The organism is Zobellella denitrificans (assembly GCF_002237365.1).
GTDB lineage: Bacteria > Pseudomonadota > Gammaproteobacteria > Enterobacterales > Aeromonadaceae > Oceanimonas > Oceanimonas denitrificans.
Window position 1 is genome coordinate 1 of the sequence record NZ_NMUO01000083.1, and the last position, 18540, is coordinate 18540.

Genomic DNA, 18540 nt, shown 5'->3' on the forward strand with positions numbered 1-18540 from the left:
GAAGCGGGGTGCCTGCTCGCAGGCGGGCAACTGGGCGGCGCCGGCGGGCAGCCAGGGCTCGAACTCGGCCCGGTAGGGCGGCCAGGCCTGCTGTTCGGCGTGCGCCTGCAGGCGCGATTCCGCTTCCCGCTGAAGCTGACCGGCCAGCTCGGCCCGCACCGGCAGGGCGAACAGCAGGCACAGCAGCAGTAGTTTTCCGGGCGGAAGCCGCATTTCCCATGGGGGGCGGAAATGGCCCCGGCTATTTATGTAATTCATTGAAATTTAATTCTTTTTATTGATGGCATGGTTCTTGTTAGCAACAGGCTCACAGATTCGATTACCAAACGAGGAAAGCGGATGGCTCTGGGGCTGGACAAGGCGCTTGGCATTCATCCCTACGCATTATCGCTCAGGATGGACAGAACACAATTGCTGGCGGGCAACCTGGCCAACGTGGATACCCCCGGCTACCTGGCCCGGGATGTCGACTACCGCACCGTGTTGCAGCAGGCCGCCCGGCAACTGGAACAGGGCCGGGACAAGCCGTCCCTGGCCAGTGAAAACCTGTATCGCATTCCCTACCAGCCGGCCCGGGACGGCAACACGGTGGAACTGTCGGTGGAGCAGACCGCCTTCGCCGAAAATGCCATGGATTTTCAGACCAGCCTGACTTTCCTGAACATCAAGCTACGCGGCCTCAACCAGGCCATAGAAGGACGTTGATCATGTCGTTTAGCGGCGTTTATGACATCGCGGCCAGCGCCCTGCAGGCGCAGACCAGCCGCATGAACACGGTGGCCTCCAACCTGGCCAACGCCGGCTCGGTGGCGGCCAGCGAAAACGAGGCCTACCGGGCCATCAAGCCGGTGTTCGCCACCCTCTACCAGCAGGCCCAGGACGGTGAGCTCAAGGGCGCCAAGGTCAATATCGCCGGCGTGCTCCAGTCCGACCGGGTGCCCGAGCGGCGCCACCAGCCGGATCATCCCCTGGCCGACAACGACGGCTATGTGTACCACGCCGGGGTCAACGTGATGGAGGAGATGGCCGACATGATGTCCGCCTCCCGCAGCTTCGAGTCGGCGGTGGAAGTCATCGGCCGGGTCAACAGCATGCAGCAGGGGCTGCTCAACCTGGGGCAGCGCTGATCATGGCACTGGCAAGCATCAACGGCCTGGACGGGGCCATGGGCTCCTCCCTGAACAACATTGCCCCCAGCAACGACATCGGCAGCCTGCGCAGCGAATTCCTGCAGATGATGGTGGCCCAGATCAACAACCAGGATCCGCTCAACCCCCTGGACGGCACCCAGTACGTCAGCCAGCTGGCCCAGTTCAGCATGGTGGAGGGCATAGAGCAGATGAAGATGCAGGGCCAGCAGCAGGCCACCCTGCTCGATACCCTGCAGGTGCTGGGCAGCACCTCCCTGATGGGCAAGCAGGTGACGGTGCCGGCCCAGAATATCAGCCTGAGCGAGGCGGAAGCCCTGCAGGGGCATATCCCGGTGCCGGCGGGTACCCAGAAACTGAGCCTGACGGTGTTCGACAGCGCGGGCAAGGCCGTGCATGAACAGGAGTGGGGCGGGGTGAGCGGCGAGGTTGGCTTCAACCTGCCTTCCCTGCCGGCCGGCGACTACCGGTTCCGGGTGCTGGCCCATAAGGACGGACAGACGACGCCCCTGGCTCCTTATCTTTCCCGCACTGTCGAGAAGGTCAGCCTGCCCGGTGGTGGCGGCGACATCATGCTCAGCCTGGCCGGCATCGGCCAGGTGTCGTTATTCCGGGTGACCGAGTTCGGTCAGCCCTAACCCCCTTTCAAGGAGCACACTCATGTCCTACAGCATCGGCCTGAGCGGATTGCGGGCGACCAACCAGTCCCTCGGCGTGATCAGCCACAACATCGCCAACGTCTCCACCGCCGGCTTCAAGAGCGCCAGGGCCGAATTCGCCGCCGTCTACGGCGGCGGCCAGCCCGGCGGGGTGGAGGTGAACAACGTGTCCCAGAACTTCGAGCGGGACGGCGACGTGGTCAACACCGGCCGCTCTCTCGACCTGGCCATTTCCGGCAACGGCTTCTTTATGACCAGCCTGAACGGCCAGACCGCCTATACCCGGGCCGGCACCTTCAACCGCGACGCGGACAACTTTATCGTGGCCAACAACGGCATGCGGCTGCAGGGCTACATGACCAATGCCGCCGGCCAGCTGATCAACGGCGTGGTGCAGGATCTGCGGGTGGACGTGGCCAACCTGCCGGCCAAGGCCAGTACCCGGCTGGACTTTGTCGCCAACCTCAAGGCCGACGCCACTGTTCCCGCCAACGCCTTCGACCCGGACGACGCCACCAGCTACAACTTCTCCCAGTCCAGCGAGCTGTACGATTCCCTCGGTACCCGCCATATACTGACCCAGTATTTCGTCAAGACCGGTGCCAACAGCTGGGAAGTGAACTATCGGATAGACGGCAACGCCGTGGGCGGCGCCCAGGCCCTGACCTTCAATACCGACGGCACCCTGGCCACCCCGGCGGGCAATATCACCCTCAACTTTGCCCCCGCCGGCGCCGACGCCATGACGGTGACCCTGGATCCGTCCCGCATGACCCAGTTCGCCGCCGACTTCAACGTGTCCCGCAACCAGCCCGACGGCCATACCGCCGGCGAGCTGGCGGGCGTGCGCTTCGAATCCAACGGCGACATGTACGCGGTGTTCACCAACGGCCAGGATCAGCTCAAGGGCAAGGTGGTGATGGCCAACTTCGCCAACCCCAACGGCCTGCGCCAGGGCGACGACACCAGCTGGTACCAGAGCTTCGCCTCGGGCGCGCCGGCCATCGGCGAGCCCGGCACCGGCACCCTGGGCAGCCTGACCGCCGGGGCCTACGAGGGCTCCAACGTGGAGCTGACCGGCGAGCTGGTCAACCTGATGACGGCCCAGCGCAACTACCAGGCCAACTCCAAGAGCATCAGCACCGCCGACAAGATGACCCAGGTACTGTTCAACTCGTTTTAAGGATTAGTGAATGGATCGCCTGCTATACACCGCCATGTCGGGGGCCCAGCACAGCATGATGGCCCAGTCCATCAGGGCCAACAACCTGGCCAACGCCAACACCCAGGGTTTCCGGGCCGACTACGAGCAGGCCTCGGCCCACTTCCTGGCCGGCGACGGCCTGCGCACCCGCGCCCTGGCCCAGAGCCAGCCGGCCGGCACCAACATGGCGCCCGGGCCCTTGCAGCCGACCGGCCGTGATCTGGACATCGCCGTCCAGGGCGAGGGCTTTATTGCCGTGCAAAACGGCGAGCAGGAAGCCTACACCCGGGCCGGCAACATGCTGATCAGTCCCGAAGGCGCGCTGACCATCAACGGCTACCCGGTGGTGGGCGACGGTGGCCCCCTGGTGCTGCCCGAATTCAGCAAGATGGAAATCGGCGCCGACGGCACCCTCAGCCTGATCCCGCCGGGCGGCGGCGCCCAGGTGGAGGGGGGGCGCATCAAGCTGGTGCTGCCCCAGGCCGGGGATCTGAAGAAGGGGCTGGACGGCCTCTTCCATGCCGAGCAGGGCCGGCAGCTGGAGCAGGACGACGAGGTGGTGCTCAAGCAGGGCCACCTGGAAGGGGCCAATGTCAACGTGGTGGAAGAGATGGTGCACACCATGGCCCTGGGGCGCCAGTTCGAGCTGCAGGTCAACGTGATGAAGGCCGCCGATGACCAGGCCCGGGCCGGCGCCCGGCTGATCCGCGGCAGCTGAGCCGTGGCCGCGATTTTGAATCAATCAACAGGATAACAGCATGCATTCAGCCTTATGGGTAAGCAAGACCGGTCTGAGCGCGCAGGATGCGCGCATGACCGCCATTTCCAACAACCTGGCCAACGTCAATACCGTGGGTTTCAAGCGGGATCGGGTGGCCTTCGAGGATCTGTTCTACCAGGTGCAGCGCCAGCCCGGTGCGGCGGCGGATCAGCAGAACCAGGTGCCCTCCGGCATCCAGATGGGCAACGGCGTCAAGGTGGTCGGCACCCAGAAAGTCTTTACCACCGGCAGCTTCCAGAACACCGGCCAGGAGCTGGATCTGGCCATCGTCGGCCAGGGTTTCTTCCAGATAGAGCGGCCCAACGGCGAACTGGTCTACACCCGCAACGGCCAGTTCCACCGCAACGCCGAGGGCCTGATGGTCAACGCCGAGGGCCTGCCCCTGGTGCCTCAGATAGAGATCCCCGAAAACGCCATCAATGTGGCGGTGGGCGCCAACGGCACCGTCACCGCCACCCTGGCCGGCCAGGCCGATCCCCAGGAGCTGGGGCTGATCACCCTGGTGAACTTCACCAATCCGGCGGGGCTGGAAGCCATGGGCGGCAACCTCTACCGCCAGACCGGTTCATCCGGCGAACCCTTGGAGGGCCAGGCCGGTGACGACGCCCTGGGCACCCTCAAGCAGGGCACCCTGGAAGGCTCCAACGTCAACGTGGTGGAGGAGATGGTGGACATGATCACCACCCAGCGGGCCTACGAGATGAACGCCAAGGTGGTGTCCGCCGCCGATCAGATGCTCAAGTTCGTGAGCCAGGCACTCTGATGAAAAAGCTCAGACACTGGCTCTGGGCCGGCCTGCTGGGGCTGGCCGGTTGCACCACCTATGAACTGATCCCGCCGGAGCCGGGCGAGGAGGACTGGGCCCCGACCCTGGGCCAGACGTCGCAGGCGGAGCCGGGCCGCGACGGCAGCGCCTTCAGCCAGAACTCCATGATCACCCTGTTCCAGGACCGGCGGGCCTACCGGGTGGGCGATATCCTGACCATCACCCTGGAAGAGCGCACCCAGTCCAGCAAGAAGGCCGACACCAGCATGGGCAAGAACAGCGGCATCGACATCCCGGCACCCATGGTGGGACGCAAGCTCAGGACCAACCTGACCCTGGAGGGATCGGTGGACCGGGATTTCCGGGGCTCCGCCAGCACCAGCCAGCAGAACACCCTGTCCGGCTCCATCACGGTGACGGTGGCCGAGGTGCTGCCCAACGGCGTGCTGCGGGTGCGGGGCGAAAAGTGGATACGCCTCAACCAGGGCGACGAATACGTGCGCCTGAACGGCCTGGTGCGGGTGGACGACATCGACGGCCAGAACCGGGTGTCCTCCCAGCGCCTGGCCGACGCCCGCATCACTTACGCCGGTCGCGGTGCCCTGGCGGACACCAACCAGGCCGGCTGGCTGACCCGTTTCTTCAACAGCAGCTGGTTCCCCCTCTAGGAGTTGTCATGAGAATGCCGATATTGATGGTGCTGTTGCTGGCCTGGCTGCCGGCGCTGGCCGAAGCCCAGCCCCGGGTGCGCCCGCTGCTGGACGTGGTGGACGTGCAGGGCATCCGCGACAATCAGCTGGTGGGCTACGGCCTGGTGGTGGGGCTGTCCGGCACCGGTGACCGCAGCCAGGTCAAGTTTACCGGCCAGTCCATGACCAACATGCTGCGCCAGTTCGGGGTGCAGCTGTCCGACAGCACGGATCCCCGCCTGAAGAACGTGGCGGCGGTGTCGGTGCACGCCACCCTGCCGGCCCTGGCCGGGCGGGGCCAGACCTTGGACGTGACCGTTTCCTCCATCGGCGATGCCCGCAGCCTGCGCGGCGGCACCCTGCTGCTGACCCCCCTGCGCGGGGTGGACGGCCAGGTTTACGCCGTGGCCCAGGGCAACCTGGTGGTGGGCGGCCTGCAGGCCGAGGGCAACAGCGGCTCCTCGGTCACGGTCAACGTGCCTACCGCCGGCATCATCCCCAACGGGGCGCTGATCGAGCAGGAAATTCCCTCCACCTTCGCCAGTGCCCCCATGGTGACCCTCAACCTCAAGGACGCCAACTTCCGCACCGCGCGCAATGTGGAGCAGGCCATCAACCAGGTGTTCGGCCCCGACGTGGCCAGGGCCACCGGCCCCCGGGCCATCGAGGTGCAGGCGCCGGCCGACAGCCGCCAGCGGGTGACCTTTATGTCGATGCTGGAGGATATCCGGGTGGAAATGGGGCAGAACAGGCCCAGGGTGGTGTTCAACAGCCGCACCGGCACCGTGGTGGTGGGGCAGGATGTGAAAGTGCGCGCCGCGGCGGTGAGCCACGGCAACCTGACGGTGACCATCACCGAGCGCTTCAATGTCAGCCAGCCCAATCCCCTGTCCCAGGGCCAGACCACGGTAACGCCCGAGTCGGACCTGCGGGTGGAGCAGGACGAGGGGCGCATGTTCGTCTGGCCCGAGGGGACCTCCCTCGACGAGATAGTGCAGGCGGTCAACAGCCTGGGCGCCAAGCCGGACGACCTGATGTCGATACTGCAGGCGCTTAACGAGGCCGGCGCGCTGGAAGCGGAACTGGTGGTGTTGTAGGAGAACAGATGAAAACCCAAACCGCGACTTACCTGCAATGGCAGGGGCTGGAGCAGCTCAAGCAGCAGCCCGTCGAACAGGCGGTGGAGCAGGCGGCGGAGCAGTTCGAGGCCCTGTTCCTGCAACAGGTGCTCAAGCAGATGCGCTCGGCCAGCGACGCCCTGCGGGATCCCGACGGCCCTTTCGCTCCCGGTCCCCGGGAGGAGATGATGCGCGACTGGTACGACGGCCAGATAGCGGTCGATCTGGCCTCCCGGGGGCAGACCGGGCTCAAGGGCCTGCTGGTCGAACAGTTGAGCGGGGCGTTAAAGAATTCCGGCGCCGCGGTCGTTGCTAGTGGGGAGACGCCCATCGCCGCCTTCAGCCAGCCGCTGAGGACGCACAGGAACGGATAATTTCAATGGCAATGATCAACAACGCCCTGTCGGGGCTGCTGGCCTCCCAGACCGCCCTCAATACCATGAGTCAGAACGTGGCCAATGTGAACGTGCCCGGCTACAGCCGCCAGGAAGTGCAGCTGAGCGCCCGCCAGGCCGGCTTTGGCGTTATGGGTGGCAACGGCGTGCAGGTGACCGGCCTGCGCCGGGTGACCGACGACTTTCTCGCGGTGCAGCTGTGGCGCGCCGAGTCCGACGCCGGCTACCGGAGCCAGGTGAGCGCCTACCTGGATCAGATGGAAACGGTGCTCGGCAGTCAGGACAGCAGCCTGCTGCCCGGCCTCAACAACTTCTTCGCCGCCCTGCACAGCGCGGCGGAAACGCCCCAGAGCATCGCCCCCCGCCAGCAGATCATCGCCTCCGCCGGCGCCCTGGCCCAGCGCTTCAACCACTTGGCCGCCCAACTGGACGCCCAGCAGCGGCGGGTGCTGGATCAGGCCGATGCGGTCAACAGCCAGGCCAACAGCCTGCTGGCCCAGGTGGCCGAGCTCAACGACCAGATCAAGAAGGTGGGCGCCAAGGGCGGCAACACCGGCATCCTCGAAGACAGCCGCGACGAGACCCTGCGCCGGTTGTCGGAGCTGGTGGAAATCCGTACCTCGCGCCAGCAGGACGGCACCGTCAACGTCAGCCTGAGCCTGGGCCAGCCCCTGGTGCTGGGCAACCAGGCGGCCCGTATCGAACGCCAGGATCAGGACATCAGCGTGCATTTCGGCAACCAGGTGTTTCCCCTCGACGGTGGCACTGGCGGCAGCCTGGGCGGCCTGGTGCTGCACCTGCACCAGCAGCTGCAACCGGCCCGGGAGGAACTCAACCGCATTGCGGCCGACCTTGCCACCAGAATCAACGATCAACTGGCCCTGGGCGAGGATCTCGACGGCCAGCCGGGCCGGCCCCTGTTCAGCCTGGAGGCGGGAGACGCCGCCGGCAGTATCCGGGTGACGGAGGGCCTGCGGGCCGAAGAGCTGGCCCTGTCCGGCACCAGTGCCGCCGGGCCGGGCAACAACGACAACCTGCGGGCCCTGCTGGCGCTGGAAGACGACAGTTACGAAGCCTTTCGCACCCTGGTGGGGGAACTGGCCATCACCAGCGCCCAGTGGCAGGCGGACGCGGCGGCGGCCAGGAATATCCGCGCCGAGGCCCAGGCCCGGCGCGACGGGGTGAGCGGCGTCAACCTGGATGAAGAGGCGATGAACATGATGACCTATACGCAGCACTACCAGGCCAACGCCAAGGTCATCAGCACCGCCGACCAGCTGTTCAACACCCTGTTGAACATGATGTAACCGCCCAGAGAGGACGATTCCCCCATGCGTGTAAGTACAGGACAAATCCAGCGGATGGTGATGCAGAGCCTGCAGCAGGGCGGTGCCGACTACGGCAAACTGATGCAGCAGATGGCCACCGGCAACCGCCTGCTCAAGCCTTCCGACGATCCCCTGGCCACGGTACGGCTGCAGGGCATCGACAAGGAACTGAGCGCCCTCACCCAGTACGAGAAGAACGCCGTCCAGGTGAAGAGCCGGCTCGGCCAGCAGGAAACCCAGATAGACGGCATGAAGGAGATACTGCTGCGGTTGCGGGACATGACGGTGGAGGCGGGCAACGGCAGCTACGAGCTGGCCGAGCGCCAGGCCCTGACCCACGAGATGGTGTCCCTCAAGCAGGCCCTGCTCGACCTGGCCAACGCCCGCAACGAGGAAGGCCACTATGTCTTCTCCGGCTCCCGCACCGATCTGCCGGCGGTGGCCGAGACCGCCCCCGGGGTGTTCGACTACCAGGGCGACGACTACCAGCGCATGGTGGCCATCGCCAGCGGCGTTATGGTGCCGGCCAACGACAGCGCCGAACGGCTGCTGTTCAACGGCGGCAATTTGCTGCAGGATATCCACGACTTTATCGAACTGCTGCAAACCACTCCCGGCAATATCGGCACCGCGGTGGGTGATATGCTCGACAGCCTGGACCAGGGCATCGGCAACATCACCCGGGCGCTGACCGATATCGGCGGGCGCATCAACAGCCTGGATCAGGTGGTGGCCGCCCATGGCGAGATGAAGGTGTTCGGCCAGGGGCTGCACAACGAGCTGTCCGCCCTCGACTATGGCGAGGCGGCCATGAATATGCAGCAGATCCTGCTGGCGCTGCAGAGTACCCAGCAGACCTATGTGAACGTCAACAAGCTTTCCCTGTTCAACGCCCTGTAACGGATGACGGTAACCCCTATGCAAGTGAACAATGCCCGCCTCGGCCCGGTCCAGTCCGGGGTGGCGGCGCCGGCAACCATCGCCGACAGTCCGGCCTCCGGCGAGGACAAGGCGGCACGGCGGGAGCGGCAGGAAACGCCGCTCTCCGCGCCCGGCCGCTTCCAGCAGTGGGGCAGGCTCGGCCAGGCCCAGAACCGGGTGGCCCAGCTGCAGGCGGCGGAGCAGTCCCTGAGCCAGGTGTACCTGCAGCTGCGCACCCTGGCCCAGCGCATGCACGCCTCGGCCATGAGCCCGGAGCAGCAGGGGCGTTGGGGCGAACAGCTGGCCCGGCTGTCGGAGCAACTGCAACGGGAAGGTCAACTGGACGCCCGGCTGCAGCCCAGGGCCCTGGAAGGGGACGCGGCCCGTTATCGCTACCAGCTCGACAAGGTCGATCTGCTGGGGCCGCGCCCGGTGAGGGAGCGGGTGTCGCTGCTGCTGGCGGGCCAGCAGCAGGCCATGGGCATCACCATAGCCCCGGGCCAGCGGCCGGCGGAGACCCTGGCCCAGCTCAACCGCCACCTGGCGCCGCTCGGTATCAGCGCCGAGAGCGAGCAGGGCAGGGTGCAGCTGGTGGCGAAAGGCAAGGCGGACGCCGTGCTGCGCCAGCCGATACTGATGCAGGGCGAGGGGGTGCGGGTACCGGCCGGCGAGCCGGTATTGATCAAGGCCAGTCCCGAGCCCGACGCCCTGGCGCCCCTGGCCGAGGCGGCGCGCAAGGGCGAGCTGTTGAGCGAGCGTGAGCACCTCAACCGGGTGATGACCCGCATCCAGGACTATGCCCAGCGACTGCAGGCCCAGCGCCAGCTGATACTGCAGCAGATGGCCGACGACTGGCCGGCCCCGGCCATCGAGCAGCGGGGCGACGCCGCGCCCCTGGCCGGCCCCGCCAGCCGCTTCGAGCAACTGGTGGCCGCCCTGCTGGCCCAGGCCAATGTCTCCCGCCATAACGCCGTGGCCCTGCTGCGCAAGGAATAAACCCGACGCCTCTGGGCCTGCTCCGGGCCGTAGGGCCCATTTTAATGGGCCACTCGCTACTGGAGCGCAGGCGGCCCGCCTACCTTCCCGCGCAGCGGGAAACCGGGGAGCCTATCCATGCGGGCGGGCCGCCCGCGCCCCATATTGCAAGCCTGTGAACCATGGCGACGGCGAAAGCGCTTGAACCCCCTCACCCCTCAAAAAATTTTTCCGCCTTAATTAAAGTTGCCGTCCGGCGCCGCCGTTTTATCAAGGGGAACCAAGCAACCCTTTTAAAAAGGAAAAGATTATGGGCCTGTCCATTCATACCAATTACACCTCGCTGGTGACCCAGAACACCCTGAATTCCACCAACAAGATGCTGGGCAATGCCATGGAGCGCCTGGGCACCGGTTTCCGTATTAACTCTGCCGCCGACGACGCCGCCGGCCTGCAAATCGCAGTGCGCCTGCAGGCCCAGACCAATGGCCAAGCAGTGGCCATGCGCAATGCCCAGGACGCTATCTCCATGATGCAGACCGCCGAGGGCGCCTTCGACGAGATGACCAATATCCTGCACCGGATGAAGGATCTGGCCACCCAGGCGGCCAACGGCACCAATGGCACCGACGAATATACCGCCATGGATGCCGAGTACCAGGCTTTGAGTGCCGAGCTGACTAATATCATGGATAATACCAGCTATGGTGCCGGCACCGCGTTGCTGACAGGTGGTAAGTTTGCCGCTCCGGTTGACTTTCATATCGGCGCTAGTTCGGCTGAAATATTAGAAGTCGATATCAGCACCAATATTGCTGACACTAATACCGCCATTGGTCTTTTGGCCGATATTGGGGATCAGGCAAAAGGCGTTGCAGCCATCGATTTGGTCAATACCACTCTCAACGAGGTGAGCGCGGCTCGTGGCGCTCTGGGCGCCAATATTAACCGCCTGGAGCATACCATTACCAACCTGGGCAATATGCGCGAGAACGCCACCGCCGCCACCGGCCGTATTATGGATGCGGACTTCGCCCAGGAAGCCTCCAATATGACCAAAAACCAGATGCTGATGCAGTCCGGCATGTCGGTGCTGAGCAACGCCAACCAGATGAGCGGCCTGGTGATGTCGCTGCTGCGTTAAGCCGCCGTTTCTTTCCTGATGTTTGGACTCCCGCCAGGGAGTCCTCTTTGCTTTTACTGTGTTCATGTTCCATGTCCTTTGGATATGGCTCGTCTCTTGCGGCCCCCCGTGGCCGCCTTTTTTGTTTTTGCCCCGCCGATTCAAGTCCGCCGCCACCCCGGTCGTTAGCAGTAACCAGTGCACCCATCACAACACACCCCGGAGGTGGCAATGTTTGGAATGAACGGCATGGACCCGTCCACCATGGCCCAGATGCTGATGTCGGCGGAGCGTTCGCCGCTGGACAACCTGCTCAAGAGCCAGCGCACCCAGCTCAGCGCCCAGAAGGACGCCTACAGCAAGATCAAGGGCAAGCTGCAGGCGTTGCAGGATGCCATCAAGACCCTGAAGGCCGGCAAGGGGCTGCAGAGCCAGGCGGCCAGCTTCTCCGCCGAGGGCTACGCCAGCGCCAGCCTGAAGAGCGGCGCGGTCAACGGCGACTACCAGCTTTACGTCAAGCAGCTGGCCCAGGCGGATCAGTATTCCCTGGCCCTGGATGAAAACTGGACGGTGCCGGCCCAGGGCGTGCTGGAGATCACCGTGGCCGGCCAGACCCTGAGCCTGGATTTGGCCGACCACGCGGGCAAGAGCCTGGCCGGCCTGCGCGACGCCATCAATCAGGCGGCGGGGGGCGCCGGGGTGCAGGCTTCCCTGGTGCGCAGCAACGGCCAGACCCACCTGATGCTGACCGGCGCCAAAACAGGCGCTGACCAGGCCCTGAGCATCAGCCTGAACGGCGGGGATGGCAGCGCCGCCTACACCGAGCTGGAGGCGGCCCTGGCGGGCAAGACTCAACTCAGCCAGGCCCAGGATGCCATCGTCGAGCTGGGTGGAGCCGGCGGCCTGGAGCTTAAGAGCGCCAGCAACAGCTTCGACAACCATATCGATGGCCTCAACCTGACGGTGCAGAAGGCCCACGCCCGGGATGGCGGCGGCAACTATACCGACGCCCCCCTCACCCTGACCGTGGCCACCGACAAGACGGCGATAGAGGAATCCCTCAAGGGGGTGGTGAGCGCCTACAACGCCCTGGTGGCCGAGGTGGAGCAGCAGACCAAGGGTGGCGAGGGCAAGACGGCGGCGCTGAGCGGCGACAGCCTTAGCCGGGGCCTGGTGGGCCGGCTGCGCTCTATCCTGTCCAACCCGGGCGGCGGCCTGAGTCTCGCGGAAATCGGCATCAAAACCGACCGTTACGGCAAGCTGTCGCTGGATACCGAGGCCATGGCCAAGCTGCAGCAGAGCAGCCCCGGCGCCCTGGAGGAGGCCCTGACCGGCGCGGGCGGCCTGCTGACCCGGATGGAGACCGATATCAAGCCCTACCTGGATCGCAACGGCATACTGGTGCAGCGGGACCGCAGCCTCAAGCTGGGGCTGGATCGCCTCACCGACCGGCAGGAGGCGCTGGACAGCCGCATGGACAAGGTCTATCAGCGCTACCTGGCCCAGTTCACTCGCATGCAAACATTGGCACAACAAATGCAGCAAACCATGAGTATGTTCTAGATCGAGGCAGGAGCTTCCCATGTTTGATGCCGATTCCGGCTTTGATATTTACCAGCACACCCAGACCGATGCCCGGGCCGCCCAGGCATCGCCCAGGGAACTGGTGCTGATGTTGATGGATGGACTGCTGGACGAAATCGCCCGGGCCGAGGGCCATATGCAGGCGGGCCGCATTCGCGAGAAGGGGGCCTCCATCGCCAAGGCCATCGACATCCTCGGTGGCCTTGACAGCGCCCTGGACATGGAACAGGGCGGCGAGCTGGCCACCAACCTGCACCAGCTGTACGACTATTGCGGGCGGCAGCTGTTCGGTGCCAGCGTGAACAACGATGTGGCTCAACTGGCCCCCGTGGTGCGGGTGCTGCAGGATCTGCGCGAGGGTTGGGAGCGGCTCGGCCAGGAGGCCGAAGCCTGATGGCGGTGCGGAACCTCTTGTCCACCCCGGCGGAAGCCGGGGCGGAAACGGGCATTCCGCCTTTGGGCCGGCACGGGAGCGGCAGGGCATGAACGGATCCTCGATAGCCCCGCTGTTCGGCCGGTTGCTGCAACTGCAGGTCAGTGTGCAGCAGGCGGTAAACGCCCGGCAATGGGGCTGGCTGGAAGAGCTGGACAAGCAGCTCAGGCTGCTGCTGGGCGAGCTGGAGCCCCACCGGGCCGGGCTGGACGAGCGGCAGCGGGCGGCCCTGGCCCAGTTCGGCCGCCAGTACCGCCAGGCCTGGCAGCAGGTTGATGAGGAAGCGAACCGGCTCGACGAGCAGTTGCAGTCCCTGCGGCAACGGCGGGAGGGCGCGCTCGCCTACGACTGGGTCAGCCAGGCGGGAGGCGAAGAATGATATCCCCGCTGCCGGCTTCCTTTTCCCTGAGCGGGGGAAGCCTCGTTCAGCCATCGCCGGAACCGCATCCCGACAACATGGCGGGCGAGGGGTTCGAGGACATGGCCGGGCACCTGGCGGCGCTGCTGTTGCCGGGGCAGGCGGAAGAGGGAGCGGTCCCTCTGCCCGGGGAGCCGGCGCCGCTGACCGAAGAGATGCCGGAGGTCAAGCCGGAAACGCCGGAGGCGCGGGAGGAAGGCTCCCCGGCCGAGGCGGCTTCCGGCGCGATAGCCCCGGTACCGGAGGGGGAGGCGCCGGCTTCGCTGGCCGGGCTCGTCCCGTCCGGCAACGACGAGCCGGCCAGGCCTCTGAGATTCCGGCACTTTGCCGAGACCGAACCGGCGGCAAGGGCCGAAGCCCAGCCCGGCGCCCATCGGCAACCCGACAGCCCGGTGCCGTCCGTTTCCGGGCCCGGCCGGCGCACCAGCGCCCTGGCCCTGCAGGGTGAGCTGGCGCTCAAGGCGTCGGCGCCAATGCCGCCCGCCGCCCTGGCCACCCAAAAGCCGGAAAGCACAGCCCCGTCCGCCGTCTCAGTGCCGTCGTCTGCCCTGGCGACCGAGCGGCCCCTGTCGGCGGCCGTCCACGAGTGGGCCGCCATCAGGGTGGAAAACAGCGCTGCCGGCAACAAGGCGGCCCTGGGCGAGCAACTGCTGCACGCCCTCAAGGAAAAGGTTGAGCTGCAGCTCAACCAGCAGGTGCAGCAGGCCAGGATCAAGCTGGATCCGCCGGAAATGGGCCGGCTGGAGCTGACGGTGAGGCTGGAAGGCGATCGCCTGCATATCCAGCTTAACGCCAGCCAGGGCGCGGTACGCGAGGCGCTGGCCTCCCAGCTCGACCGGCTGCGGGCCGACTTGCTGCCCCACCATGCCGGTGGGGTGGAAGTGAACGTGGGCCAGGACGATCGGCGCCAGCGGGGAGAGCACAACGAAGCGGCGATTGCCAAGGCCATCGCCGAAGAGGAAGACACCACCGGGGGCGGTGCCCGCGCCCGGGACTGGATCAATGCCCTGGCATAACAGAGGAGCAGAAAGTGGCAGAAAAATCCCGAGCCAAGACCCTGATGGTATCGCTGCTGGTACTGGCCGCCCTGCTGGGCGGCATGTGGACCGGCACCTTCGTGCTGGCCGATTACCGGGAAAGCTGGGCCCGGGGCGAGCTGGTGGGCGGCCTGCTGGAACGCAAGGCCGGGCCCGAACCGGTGGCCGAGCCCCAGTTCAAGCAACTGGATCAGTTCGTGATAGGGCTGCCCGGCAGCGGGCGCAACCACTACATGGTGCTGGAGCTGGCCCTGATGAGCCGCCAGGCGGAACAGCTGCCGTTGTGGGAGGGGGTACTGCCGGCGCTGCGCAACACCACCCTGGGCTACTTCAGCGGCTTTGACCACGAGCGGGTACAGGAGCAGATGCAGGAAATGGGGCGGTTCGAGCAGGAACTGCAAATGGCGCTCAACCAACGGCTGGAAAGCTACGGCTATGCCCCGTCGGTGGAAGGGGTGCTGATCACCAAGCTGGTCATCCAATAGGAGACGCCATGTTGCTGGAGCTGGACTGGGCGGCGGCGGACGATGCCGGCCCCTTACCCCGGGTGGAAAACGAGAGCTACTGGCTCGGTCAGTACCTGCCGCTGGTCAAGCGGGTGCTGGGCCAGCTGAGAAACCAGGCCGGCACCGTGATGGACGCGGACGATCTGGCCCAGATCGGTATCATGGGCCTGCTCGAAGCCATTCGCCGCTATGGCGGCCCGCCCGACGAGGGGTTCGCGGCTTTTGCCTTCAAGCGGATCCGTGGCGCCATCCTGGACGAACTGCGCCGCCACGACTGGCGGCCGCGCCAGCTGCGCCAGCAGAGCCACCAGTGCAGCCAGGTCGAGCGGGAACTGCTGCGCCGGCTGGGGCGCCGGCCTACCGAGGCGGAGCTGGCCCGGGCCATGGGGGTCGGCATGGAAGAGCTGCGCGACATCCTCTACGCCGGCCAGATGGCGGAGATGGAAAGCCTGCAGCAGCTGCTGGAGCACGGGGTGGAGCCGGCCCAGGAGGCCGCCATCGGCCGGCTGGAGCAGCAGAGGACCATCGCCGGCCTGCTGGCCCGCCTGCCCGAGCGGGAGCAGCGGCTGATGTCGCTCTATTACCAGCATGAACTCAATATGAAGGAGATAGCCCTGGTGCTGGATCTCACCGAATCGAGGGTCTGCCAGTTGCACAAGCAGTGCCTGGCCTTGTTGAACCGTGAACTCACGGCGAATGGAGAACAGTAATGCAGAAGCTGGTAGGTATTCTGGTGGTCATGGTGTGCGTGTTCGGCGGCTTTGTCATGGCCAACGGCAAGCTGGTGGCCCTGTGGCAGCCGGCCGAAATCCTGATCATCGTCGGCGCCGGCCTGGGGGCCCTGATCATGGGCAATTCGATGGCGGTACTGAAAGGCATAGGCCAGCAGTTCAAGGCGGTACTGAAAGGCAGCAAGGACGAGGCCGAACTCTACCGCCAGTTGCTGCCCCTGCTGCACCAGCTGCTGGAAGAGACCCGGGCCAAGGGCCTGAAGGCGCTGGACGGCCACGTGGAATCGCCCAAGGACAGCCCCCTGTTCGGTCGTTATCCCCTGGTGGCCGACAACCCGGTGCTGCTCGGCTTTATCATCGACAACCTGCGCATGCTGGGCATGGGCAAGCTCAACGCCCACGAACTGGAGGCCCTGCTGGAAGCGGAAATAGAGGCGCTGGAGGAGAGCATGCTCAAGCCCTCCCAGGCCTTGGCCAAGACCGCCGACGCCATGCCCGGTTTCGGCATACTGGCGGCGGTGATGGGCATCATCATCACCATGCAGCACCTGGATGGCCCCCTCACCTATATCGGCCTGCACGTGGCGGCGGCCCTGGTGGGCACCTTCCTCGGCATCTTCGCCTGTTACTGCCTGCTGGGCCCGCTCAGCAATGCCATGGAGCAGTGGGTGGGGCGGCGCATCACCGCCCTGGAGTGCGTGCGGGCCGTGCTGGTGGCCCATATCGGCGGCAAGTCGCCGCTGCTGGCGGTGGATGCCGGACGCAAGCTGATTGAACAGGACATCAAACCCAGCTTTATCGAGATGGAGTCCTGGATGGCGCAACCCGAAGCGGACGCCGCCTGATGCGCGATCACGGCACCGTTATCGTCAAGCGCAAGTCGCGCGGCAAGCACGAGGGGCATCACGGCGGCGCCTGGAAGGTGGCCTTTGCCGATTTCGCCCTGGCCATGATGGCGCTGTTTATGGTGCTGTGGATACTGGCGGTATCGAGCGAGCAGGAGCGGGAGCTGGTGTCCACCAGCCTGCGCGACTACTCGGTGTTCGAGGGCTCGCCCAGCCCCTACCTGCTGGGGGGCACCCCCTTTCCGGTGGACTTGCTGGGCTCCCCCGTCCTCCAGCCGTCGGGCACCGGCTCACCGCTGGCCGACAGCCTGGCCCAGGCCGGCCGGGAGCTGAGCGCCGCCGCCCTGCCGAGGGGACGGTTCGAGTCCGAGCAGGAGCGCCAGCTGCTGGCCATCCTTATCGGCCAACTGGCCGAGCGCCGGGGCATGGAAGACAACCTGTTGCTCGACATAGTGCCGGAAGGGCTGAGGGTGCAGATCCACGATCACAGCCAGCAGCCCATGTTCAGCCGGGGCAGCGCCCGGCTGTCCGCCCAGTTCGAGGCCCTGCTCAAGGATCTGGCGCCGGTGTTCGAGAAGGTGGAAAACCGGCTGATCATCTCCGGCCACACTGACTCGGTACGCTACGTCAGCCAGCATTATTCCAACTGGGACTTGTCCGGCGCCCGGGCCCAGAATGTGCGCCAGTTGCTGGAACTGTCCGGCATGCCGCCGGGCCGGGTGCTGCAGGTGGTGGCCATGTCCGATCAGGCCCTGCTCGACAAGCAGGAGCCGACCTCGGGCGCCAACCGCCGGGTGGAACTGCTGCTGCTGAGCCAACAGGCGGAGCAGTTGCTGGAGCAGCTGTTCGACGCCGGCCTGCCGAACGGGGTGTTCAACAAGGCCGAGCAGAGCGCCCGGCTGAGCGAACCGCCGGCGCCGCAGGAAGTGGCCGCGCAGTAGCCTGGCACAGGCCGGGTGGCTAAGCACCGAACAGTTTAAAACTTAGGCAGTGATGATTCTTGGGGCGCGGGCGGCCCGCCCGCATGAGGGTGGCACCGAGGTGGGCGAAGAAACAGCCCGACCCGCGATGCCTGTTCTGCCTCAAGCCTCTTTAAACCTGTGGTGTGGTAGGCCAGTCCGAGGGTTCGCGCTGCGCGCGAATGCAGGCGGGCCGCCTGCGCTCCGCCAGTCCGGTGCCAATCTGCAAACATCGTTTGCCGCCGACGAGAGGTAGGGATAGCACACGCCTGACAGCTTGATTTTTAAACTATATGGCGTTCTAGTACCCCGGCCAGCCCGGCGGCGGGGCGAAGTCGAAGGCCGGACCGGCCTCGCCGAACAGGCCGCCGGCCGCGGACAGATCCAGCCCCGCCGTCCTGGCCATAAACAGCGGCTGGGGCTGGATGCGGATAAAGCCGTCGTCGCCGTCCTGCTCCGTGGTCTTGACCAGGATCGAATACTCCCGCCGGGCCGACAGCCACTCCCCCTTCAGGGCCAGATTCCAGCGTTTCAACTGCTCGACTGTCACCCCCAGACGGGCGGCCAGTTGCGGCAGGGAGACAGGGCCCTCCACCCTGTGCTCCCGAAGCACGGGGGCGGTGCCGGTGCGGGGGGAACGCAGCAGCCACTGCACCGCCAGGAAGCGGGGTACATAGTGGCGGGTTTCCTCGGGCAGGGACAGTTGCCAGAAGTCCCGGCTGCCGCTGCGCTCCATGGCGCGCCGGACCCGTCCCTCGCCGGCATTGTAGGCGGCCAGGGCCAGCAGCCAGTCGCCGTCGAAGTGGCGATGCAGCCAGGCCAGGTAGGCGAGGGCGGCCCGGCTGGCGGTCAGGGGAGCGAAGCGGCCATCGAAGCCGGCGTCCATCGGCACCCCGAAGCGCTCCGCCGTGGCGGGCATC

Annotated in this window: 22 protein-coding genes and 1 pseudogene; 21 read left to right on the forward strand and 2 right to left on the reverse strand. The window is 66.0% G+C overall.

Annotated features, from left to right (window positions below; genetic code table 11):
* A pseudogene (locus CGX12_RS15200) lies at window positions 1–213 on the reverse strand (flagellar basal body P-ring formation chaperone FlgA); the annotation flags it as partial.
* Between the two features lie 126 nt (window positions 214–339).
* Between CGX12_RS15200 and flgB the strand changes: the two are divergent.
* The 21 genes from flgB (at window position 340) to CGX12_RS15305 (ending at window position 17602) form a co-directional block, all read left to right on the forward strand.
* Window positions 340–705, forward strand: coding sequence for a flagellar basal body rod protein FlgB (gene flgB, locus CGX12_RS15205; RefSeq protein ID WP_094040706.1), 366 nt, complete (start codon window positions 340–342; stop codon window positions 703–705).
* 2 nt (window positions 706–707) lie between these two features.
* A complete protein-coding gene (gene flgC, locus CGX12_RS15210) occupies window positions 708–1127 on the forward strand; it encodes a flagellar basal body rod protein FlgC (protein ID WP_094040707.1) in 420 nt (139 codons plus the stop codon).
* A 2-nt stretch (window positions 1128–1129) separates the two neighbouring features.
* Window positions 1130–1786 (forward strand): flagellar hook assembly protein FlgD, encoded by a 657-nt coding sequence (locus tag CGX12_RS15215; protein ID WP_094040708.1) that lies wholly within the window; start codon window positions 1130–1132, stop codon window positions 1784–1786.
* A 22-nt stretch (window positions 1787–1808) separates the two neighbouring features.
* Window positions 1809–2990 (forward strand): flagellar hook protein FlgE, encoded by a 1182-nt coding sequence (gene flgE / locus CGX12_RS15220; RefSeq protein ID WP_094040709.1) that lies wholly within the window; start codon window positions 1809–1811, stop codon window positions 2988–2990.
* A 10-nt stretch (window positions 2991–3000) separates the two neighbouring features.
* Entirely contained in the window at window positions 3001–3729 is a 729-nt protein-coding gene (locus CGX12_RS15225) for a flagellar basal body rod protein FlgF (protein WP_094040710.1), read from the forward strand.
* A gap of 40 nt (window positions 3730–3769) precedes the next feature.
* Window positions 3770–4555, forward strand: coding sequence for a flagellar basal-body rod protein FlgG (gene flgG, locus CGX12_RS15230; protein ID WP_094040711.1), 786 nt, complete (start codon window positions 3770–3772; stop codon window positions 4553–4555).
* Entirely contained in the window at window positions 4552–5226 is a 675-nt protein-coding gene (flgH, locus tag CGX12_RS15235; RefSeq protein ID WP_094040712.1) for a flagellar basal body L-ring protein FlgH, read from the forward strand. Before flgG ends, flgH begins: the two co-directional genes overlap by 4 nt.
* Window positions 5227–5240: 14 nt before the next feature.
* Window positions 5241–6344, forward strand: a complete 1104-nt coding sequence (gene fgIL, locus CGX12_RS15240; RefSeq protein ID WP_438273041.1) for a lateral flagellar basal body P-ring FlgIL — start codon at window positions 5241–5243, stop codon at window positions 6342–6344.
* 8 nt (window positions 6345–6352) lie between these two features.
* Window positions 6353–6739, forward strand: a complete 387-nt coding sequence (locus tag CGX12_RS15245; RefSeq protein WP_094040714.1) for a rod-binding protein — start codon at window positions 6353–6355, stop codon at window positions 6737–6739.
* 5 nt (window positions 6740–6744) lie between these two features.
* Complete coding sequence (gene flgK / locus CGX12_RS15250) at window positions 6745–8067, forward strand: flagellar hook-associated protein FlgK (protein ID WP_094040715.1); 1323 nt, start codon at window positions 6745–6747, stop codon at window positions 8065–8067.
* A gap of 24 nt (window positions 8068–8091) precedes the next feature.
* On the forward strand, window positions 8092–8988 hold the full coding sequence (gene flgL, locus CGX12_RS15255; RefSeq protein ID WP_094040716.1) for a flagellar hook-associated protein FlgL: 897 nt from the start codon (window positions 8092–8094) through the stop codon (window positions 8986–8988).
* Between the two features lie 18 nt (window positions 8989–9006).
* The gene (locus CGX12_RS15260) at window positions 9007–10005 is read left to right on the forward strand and encodes a hypothetical protein (protein ID WP_094040717.1); all 999 of its coding nucleotides are present in this window, start codon (window positions 9007–9009) and stop codon (window positions 10003–10005) included.
* A gap of 289 nt (window positions 10006–10294) precedes the next feature.
* Window positions 10295–11128 (forward strand): lateral flagellin LafA, encoded by an 834-nt coding sequence (gene lafA / locus CGX12_RS15265; RefSeq protein WP_094040718.1) that lies wholly within the window; start codon window positions 10295–10297, stop codon window positions 11126–11128.
* Window positions 11129–11338: 210 nt separating this feature from the next.
* Entirely contained in the window at window positions 11339–12670 is a 1332-nt protein-coding gene (gene fliD, locus CGX12_RS15270) for a flagellar filament capping protein FliD (protein ID WP_254918312.1), read from the forward strand.
* Between the two features lie 19 nt (window positions 12671–12689).
* Window positions 12690–13085 (forward strand): flagellar export chaperone FliS, encoded by a 396-nt coding sequence (fliS, locus tag CGX12_RS15275; RefSeq protein WP_094040719.1) that lies wholly within the window; start codon window positions 12690–12692, stop codon window positions 13083–13085.
* Window positions 13086–13173: 88 nt separating this feature from the next.
* Window positions 13174–13503: a hypothetical protein gene (locus CGX12_RS15280; RefSeq protein ID WP_094040720.1), complete on the forward strand. Its 330-nt coding sequence runs from the start codon at window positions 13174–13176 to the stop codon at window positions 13501–13503.
* Window positions 13500–14558: a flagellar hook-length control protein FliK gene (locus CGX12_RS20350; RefSeq protein ID WP_303396182.1), complete on the forward strand. Its 1059-nt coding sequence runs from the start codon at window positions 13500–13502 to the stop codon at window positions 14556–14558. The genes CGX12_RS15280 and CGX12_RS20350 overlap by 4 nt, the downstream gene beginning before the upstream one ends.
* Before the next feature lie 14 nt (window positions 14559–14572).
* Window positions 14573–15064, forward strand: coding sequence for a flagellar basal body-associated FliL family protein (locus CGX12_RS15290; RefSeq protein WP_176442082.1), 492 nt, complete (start codon window positions 14573–14575; stop codon window positions 15062–15064).
* An 8-nt stretch (window positions 15065–15072) separates the two neighbouring features.
* Complete coding sequence (locus CGX12_RS15295) at window positions 15073–15795, forward strand: FliA/WhiG family RNA polymerase sigma factor (RefSeq protein ID WP_094040721.1); 723 nt, start codon at window positions 15073–15075, stop codon at window positions 15793–15795.
* Window positions 15795–16661 carry a flagellar motor stator protein MotA gene (gene motA / locus CGX12_RS15300; RefSeq protein ID WP_094040722.1) on the forward strand — a complete coding sequence of 289 codons (867 nt, stop codon included), beginning with the start codon at window positions 15795–15797 and terminating at the stop codon, window positions 16659–16661. Before CGX12_RS15295 ends, motA begins: the two co-directional genes overlap by 1 nt.
* Window positions 16661–17602 carry a flagellar motor protein MotB gene (locus CGX12_RS15305; RefSeq protein ID WP_094040723.1) on the forward strand — a complete coding sequence of 314 codons (942 nt, stop codon included), beginning with the start codon at window positions 16661–16663 and terminating at the stop codon, window positions 17600–17602. Before motA ends, CGX12_RS15305 begins: the two co-directional genes overlap by 1 nt.
* Before the next feature lie 319 nt (window positions 17603–17921).
* Here the strand turns inward: CGX12_RS15305 and CGX12_RS15310 are convergent.
* Window positions 17922–18540 (reverse strand): lytic transglycosylase domain-containing protein (locus tag CGX12_RS15310; protein WP_094040724.1); only part of this gene is annotated, 619 nt, incomplete at its 5' end.

What these genes read in the sequence shown, in the direction of transcription:
- lafA (WP_094040718.1), top strand. Translation starts at nt 10,295, where the DNA reads ATGGGCCTGTCCATTCATACCAATTACACCTCGCTGGTGACCCAGAAC.
- CGX12_RS15225 (WP_094040710.1), top strand. Translation starts at nt 3,001, where the DNA reads ATGGATCGCCTGCTATACACCGCCATGTCGGGGGCCCAGCACAGCATG.
- CGX12_RS20350 (WP_303396182.1), top strand. Translation starts at nt 13,500, where the DNA reads ATGATATCCCCGCTGCCGGCTTCCTTTTCCCTGAGCGGGGGAAGCCTC.
- CGX12_RS15245 (WP_094040714.1), top strand. Translation starts at nt 6,353, where the DNA reads ATGAAAACCCAAACCGCGACTTACCTGCAATGGCAGGGGCTGGAGCAG.
- fliD (WP_254918312.1), top strand. Translation starts at nt 11,339, where the DNA reads ATGTTTGGAATGAACGGCATGGACCCGTCCACCATGGCCCAGATGCTG.
- fliS (WP_094040719.1), top strand. Translation starts at nt 12,690, where the DNA reads ATGTTTGATGCCGATTCCGGCTTTGATATTTACCAGCACACCCAGACC.
- flgC (WP_094040707.1), top strand. Translation starts at nt 708, where the DNA reads ATGTCGTTTAGCGGCGTTTATGACATCGCGGCCAGCGCCCTGCAGGCG.
- CGX12_RS15280 (WP_094040720.1), top strand. Translation starts at nt 13,174, where the DNA reads ATGAACGGATCCTCGATAGCCCCGCTGTTCGGCCGGTTGCTGCAACTG.
- flgB (WP_094040706.1), top strand. Translation starts at nt 340, where the DNA reads ATGGCTCTGGGGCTGGACAAGGCGCTTGGCATTCATCCCTACGCATTA.
- CGX12_RS15305 (WP_094040723.1), top strand. Translation starts at nt 16,661, where the DNA reads ATGCGCGATCACGGCACCGTTATCGTCAAGCGCAAGTCGCGCGGCAAG.
- CGX12_RS15260 (WP_094040717.1), top strand. Translation starts at nt 9,007, where the DNA reads ATGCAAGTGAACAATGCCCGCCTCGGCCCGGTCCAGTCCGGGGTGGCG.
- CGX12_RS15295 (WP_094040721.1), top strand. Translation starts at nt 15,073, where the DNA reads ATGTTGCTGGAGCTGGACTGGGCGGCGGCGGACGATGCCGGCCCCTTA.
- flgL (WP_094040716.1), top strand. Translation starts at nt 8,092, where the DNA reads ATGCGTGTAAGTACAGGACAAATCCAGCGGATGGTGATGCAGAGCCTG.
- motA (WP_094040722.1), top strand. Translation starts at nt 15,795, where the DNA reads ATGCAGAAGCTGGTAGGTATTCTGGTGGTCATGGTGTGCGTGTTCGGC.
- flgE (WP_094040709.1), top strand. Translation starts at nt 1,809, where the DNA reads ATGTCCTACAGCATCGGCCTGAGCGGATTGCGGGCGACCAACCAGTCC.
- flgK (WP_094040715.1), top strand. Translation starts at nt 6,745, where the DNA reads ATGGCAATGATCAACAACGCCCTGTCGGGGCTGCTGGCCTCCCAGACC.
- flgG (WP_094040711.1), top strand. Translation starts at nt 3,770, where the DNA reads ATGCATTCAGCCTTATGGGTAAGCAAGACCGGTCTGAGCGCGCAGGAT.
- fgIL (WP_438273041.1), top strand. Translation starts at nt 5,241, where the DNA reads ATGCCGATATTGATGGTGCTGTTGCTGGCCTGGCTGCCGGCGCTGGCC.
- CGX12_RS15215 (WP_094040708.1), top strand. Translation starts at nt 1,130, where the DNA reads ATGGCACTGGCAAGCATCAACGGCCTGGACGGGGCCATGGGCTCCTCC.